This window comes from Pseudomonas sp. NPDC008258, from assembly GCF_042956345.1.
In the GTDB taxonomy this organism is placed as follows: domain Bacteria; phylum Pseudomonadota; class Gammaproteobacteria; order Pseudomonadales; family Pseudomonadaceae; genus Aquipseudomonas.
Genome location: NZ_JBIBGE010000072.1, coordinates 1 through 4,779, shown reverse-complemented (window position 1 = coordinate 4,779; position 4,779 = coordinate 1). Strand labels below are relative to the sequence as shown.

At 61.7% G+C, this 4,779-nt stretch carries 4 protein-coding genes; 2 read left to right on the top strand and 2 right to left on the bottom strand.

What is annotated here, in order from left to right; translation table 11 throughout:
* Positions 1-209: 209 nt before the first annotated feature.
* Positions 210-857 (bottom strand): ribonuclease T, encoded by a 648-nt coding sequence (gene rnt, locus ACFY9W_RS28965; RefSeq protein WP_391138263.1) that lies wholly within the window; start codon positions 855-857, stop codon positions 210-212.
* Between the two features lie 23 nt (positions 858-880).
* Positions 881-1,927, bottom strand: a complete 1,047-nt coding sequence (gene pyrC, locus ACFY9W_RS28960; protein WP_391138259.1) for a dihydroorotase — start codon at positions 1,925-1,927, stop codon at positions 881-883.
* A gap of 130 nt (positions 1,928-2,057) precedes the next feature.
* Between pyrC and ACFY9W_RS28955 the strand changes: the two genes are divergently transcribed.
* Together ACFY9W_RS28955 and ACFY9W_RS28950 are read left to right on the top strand one after the other, a co-directional pair.
* Positions 2,058-2,978 (top strand): OmpA family protein, encoded by a 921-nt coding sequence (locus ACFY9W_RS28955; RefSeq protein WP_391138256.1) that lies wholly within the window; start codon positions 2,058-2,060, stop codon positions 2,976-2,978.
* Positions 2,979-3,419: 441 nt separating this feature from the next.
* A complete protein-coding gene (locus ACFY9W_RS28950) occupies positions 3,420-4,637 on the top strand; it encodes an argininosuccinate synthase (RefSeq protein WP_391138253.1) in 1,218 nt (405 codons plus the stop codon).
* Positions 4,638-4,779 lie beyond the last annotated feature (142 nt).

Sequence of the window (4,779 nt, the reverse complement as noted above, 5' to 3'; positions counted from 1 at the left end):
GATCAAGCGGATGGCTTACGGCTACCGGGACAGCGAGTTCTTTTTCATGAAGATCAAGAATGACTTTCCCGGCAATCCGTGAAGAACCTTTTTTTATGCCGTCCTGTGCCGGCCTCTTCGCGGGCGCGCCCGCTCCCACAGGTTCTGTGCATGCCTGAAGGCATAGATGAACTTGTGGGAGCGGGCATGCCCGCGAATGCTTTTGCAGATCAGTCGTTGAAATCGCGCCAGCCGCCCATCTCTTTCCAGCGGTTGACGATGCCGCAGAACAGCTCGGCCGTCTTCTCGGTGTCATAACGCGCCGAATGCGCTTCACGCCCGTCAAAGTCGATGTCGGCGCTCTGGCAGGCCCGTGCCAGCACGGTCTGGCCATACGCCAGGCCCGCGAGGGTAGCGGTATCGAAGCTGGAGAACGGGTGGAACGGGTTGCGCTTCAGGTCGTTGCGTGCCACCGCTGCATTGAGGAAGCCCAGGTCGAAGCTGCTGTTGTGACCAACCAGGATCGCCCGCTTGCAGCCGTTGGCCTTGAGCGCCTTGCGTACGCCGCGGAAGATATCTGTCAGCGCGCTTTCCTCGCTGACAGCCATGCGCAGTGGGTGGTCAAGCTTGATCCCGGTGAACTCCAGCGCCGCTTGCTCGATATTGGCGCCCTCGAACGGTTCTACCCGGTGGAAGTAGGTGTGCTCGGGGAACAGGAAACCTTTCTCGTCCATGCCGATAGTGACTGCGGCAATTTCCAGCAGGGCATCGGTGGCGCTGTTGAAACCGCCCGTCTCCACGTCCACCACTACCGGTAGGTAGCCGCGGAAGCGCTCGGCCATCGGGTGGCGCGGACCGCCGCTGCCTTGGCTGTCCATATCGTCTTCGTAGAGGTCTTCGCTCACGCGTTGTCCTCCAGCAGGCGCCAGCGCAGTTTTTCACCAGCGCGCAACGGGATTACGGTCTGCTCGCCAAACGGCAGGCTGTCCGGGGCGGTCCATTCTTCACGCACCAGGGTAATGGTGTCGGTGTTCGCCGGCAGGCCGTAGAAGGCCGGGCCGTGCAGGCTGGCAAAGCCTTCCAGCTTGTCCAGCGCGTTACGCTGCTCGAACGCTTCGGCGTACATTTCGATGGCCGCGTAGGCGGTATAGCAACCGGCGCATCCGCAAGCCGCTTCCTTGGCGTGACGGGCGTGCGGCGCCGAGTCGGTGCCGAGGAAGAACTTCGGGTTGCCACTGGTGGCCGCGTCCAGCAGCGCCACCTGGTGGGTGTTGCGCTTGAGGATCGGCAGGCAGTAGAAGTGCGGGCGAATGCCGCCAACCAGCATGTGGTTGCGGTTGTACAGCAGGTGCTGCGCGGTGATGGTTGCGCCGACGTTGGCCGAGGCCTCGGTGACGAACTGCGCGGCATCGCTGGTGGTGATGTGCTCAAACACCACTTTCAGCGTGGGGAAGCGTTCGACCACACGGCGCATGTGCTCGTCGATGAAGCGCTTTTCGCGGTCGAATACGTCGATCTCGCTGCGGGTCACTTCGCCGTGCACCAGCAGCGGCATGCCGACTTCTGCCAGCGCCTCGATGGCCGGGAAGATGTTGTCGATGCTGGTTACGCCTGAGTCGGAGTTCGTGGTGGCGCCTGCCGGGTACAGTTTGGCGGCGTACACGATACCGCTGGCCTTGGCCGCGCGGATGTCTTCAGGGCTGGTGCGGTCGGTGAGGTACAGCACCATCAGCGGCTCGAAGCGGCTGCCGGCAGGGCGGGCGGCCAGGATGCGCTCACGGTAGGCGCCGGCCTCGGCGGCATTGCGCACTGGCGGAACCAGGTTAGGCATGATGATGGCACGGGCGAAAGTGCGCGCCACGTCGCCAACGGTGTGGGGCAGGACGGCACCATCGCGCAGATGGATGTGCCAGTCGTCGGGGCGCAGGAGGGTCAGGCGATCGGACATTGGGGATTCCAGGCGGGTCGAACTCAAGCCCCAATGCTACCGGAAAACCCTTGGGCGAGCACGGCTATCAAGTTTTCCGGCCAGCGTCCGATAGCCTGCAGGTAAGCCGTCAGAATTTGTGGAGCCGCCCGTGCGCCAGCGTTACCTAGCCCTGTTGACCCTGTTCGCCAGCCTGCCGGCCGGCGCACTGACTTTCCAGACGCGCATGGAAAACATTGCCTGGAAGGTCGAGGGTGACCAGTTCGAGTGCCGACTGATCCAGCCGATCGAAGGTTTTGGCAGTGGAGAGTTCGTGCGCCGGGCGGGTGAGCAGCCGGTGTTCCAGTTGCGTTCGGATAGCAACGTACTGGGTGCTGGCACCGCCAGCCTGCTGGCGGCGGCCGCGCCGTGGCAACCTGGGCGCGGCGACATCAACCTTGGCACCGTGCGCATGGCCCGTACGGGTGTGCTGTTCAGCTCATCCCAGGGGCAGGCCAGCCGCCTGATCAACGGCCTGCTCGACGGGCGCAGCACGGTGGTGCGCAATTATACCGGTGAAGCGGGCAGAGCGATGGAGGTGCGCGTGTTGCCGGTCAGCTTTGCCAAGGCCTACAGCGACTATCAGATGTGTGCTGGCAAGCTCCTGGCGATGAACTACGACCAGGTACGCCAGACACAGGTGGGCTTCCCGGGGGGCGGCATCGACCTGGATGACGCCGCCAAGGCGCGGTTGGACCTGATCCTCGATTACATGAAAGCCGACCCGACCGTTAACCGCATCGAACTCGACGGCCACTCCGACAACAGTGGCAACCGCCTGACCAACCGTGACCTGTCGCGTCGTCGTGCATTGGCGGTGGCCGATTACTTCAAGGCCCATGGCTTGAAGGAAGAGCAAATCATCGTGCGCTTCCATGGTGAGCAGTACCCGGTGGCAAAAAACAACAGCCCTGCCAACCGGGCGCGCAACCGCCGGGTGAGTATCGAGTTGGATCGGGTTGCGGTGGTTGAGAAGCCGGTGGAGAAGCCGGTTGAGCAAGCCGCGCCCGCTGCGCCAGCCAAGGCGCCGTGAACTGGGCGTTTGTCACAAGATTTTCAGCGCCTATGAGATCGAGCGCCGCCCGCGCGGCGCATCGCCGGCAAGCCGGCTCCCACATCTGTTCCGGGCCAGATTCTCCTGTGAACTCACCGCTGCCCGCCTTGTTTGTTCCCTTCGATTTCGAAGGTGTCATGAGTACTTTTCTGCTATCTCCAGCCATGCACCTAGGGAGCGAGTGCGAAGGTGGCAGGAATGACTGGCCCGAAACAGATGTGGGAGCCGGCTTGCCGGCGATGCGCCGCGCGGGCGGCGCTCGATCTCACTGGCGCTGAACCTCTTTAGGCAAGCACCAACTCAGGTCGCGCCGCTGAAAGTTCCTGTCGCTTTGTCGTCAGAAGCTGTCGCCCCACTGTAAATTTGTCCGCAAGGCCGTTAGAATCGATCCCTTTCCGTACAACCCCGTGGAGTGATGGCATGGCGGACGTAAAAAAGGTCGTACTGGCGTATTCCGGCGGCCTTGATACTTCGGTGATTCTCAAGTGGCTGCAGGATACCTATAACTGCGAAGTGGTGACCTTCACCGCTGACCTCGGTCAGGGCGAAGAGGTCGAGCCGGCCCGTGCCAAGGCCCAGGCAATGGGCGTTAAAGAGATCTACATCGACGACCTGCGCGAAGAGTTCGTGCGTGATTTCGTGTTCCCGATGTTCCGCGCCAACACCGTCTACGAAGGCGAGTACCTGCTGGGTACTTCCATCGCCCGCCCGCTGATTGCCAAGCGCCTGATCGAAATCGCCAACGAAACCGGCGCTGACGCCATTTCCCATGGTGCTACCGGCAAAGGCAACGACCAGGTTCGTTTCGAACTGGGTGCCTACGCCCTGAAACCAGGCGTCAAGGTCATCGCCCCATGGCGTGAGTGGGACCTGCTGTCCCGCGAAAAACTGATGGATTACGCCGAAAAGCACGGTATCCCGATCGAGCGCCACGGCAAGAAGAAGTCGCCGTACTCGATGGACGCCAACCTGCTGCACATCTCCTACGAAGGCGGTGTCCTGGAAGATACCTGGACCGAGCACGAAGAAGACATGTGGAAATGGAGCGTCTCCCCTGAGAACGCCCCGGACCAGGCCACCTACATCGAGCTGACCTACCGTAACGGTGACATCGTTGCCATCGATGGCGTCGAGAAGTCCCCGGCCACCGTCCTGGCCGACCTGAACCGCATCGGTGGTGCCAACGGCATCGGCCGCCTGGACATCGTCGAGAACCGTTATGTCGGCATGAAGTCGCGTGGCTGCTACGAGACCCCGGGCGGTACCATCATGCTCAAGGCTCACCGTGCCATCGAGTCGATCACCCTGGACCGTGAAGTCGCTCACCTGAAAGATGAGCTGATGCCGAAGTACGCCAGCCTGATCTACACCGGCTACTGGTGGAGCCCGGAGCGTCTGATGCTGCAGCAAATGATCGACGCTTCGCAGGTCAACGTGAATGGCGTGGTACGCCTGAAGCTGTACAAGGGCAATGTCACCGTGGTCGGCCGTAAGTCGGACGACTCGCTGTTCGACGCCAACATCGCTACCTTCGAAGAAGATGGCGGCGCCTACAACCAGGCGGACGCTGCCGGCTTCATCAAGCTGAATGCACTGCGCATGCGCATCGCTGCCAACAAGGGCCGTTCCATGCTCTGATAGCTGGCGCTTCCTTCAAAAACCCCGGTTCAGGCCGGGGTTTTTTTAGGTTCTTCACGGATTGCCGGGAAAGTCATTCTTGATCTTCATGAAAAAGAACTCGCTGTCCCGGTAGCCGTAAGCCATCCGCTTGATCACCTTG

Bases quoted from the DNA above. Each gene is read 5' to 3' on its own strand.
- pyrC (WP_391138259.1), bottom strand. From the start codon at position 1,927: ATGTCCGATCGCCTGACCCTCCTGCGCCCCGACGACTGGCACATCCAT.
- rnt (WP_391138263.1), bottom strand. From the start codon at position 857: ATGGACAGCCAAGGCAGCGGCGGTCCGCGCCACCCGATGGCCGAGCGC.
- ACFY9W_RS28950 (WP_391138253.1), top strand. From the start codon at position 3,420: ATGGCGGACGTAAAAAAGGTCGTACTGGCGTATTCCGGCGGCCTTGAT.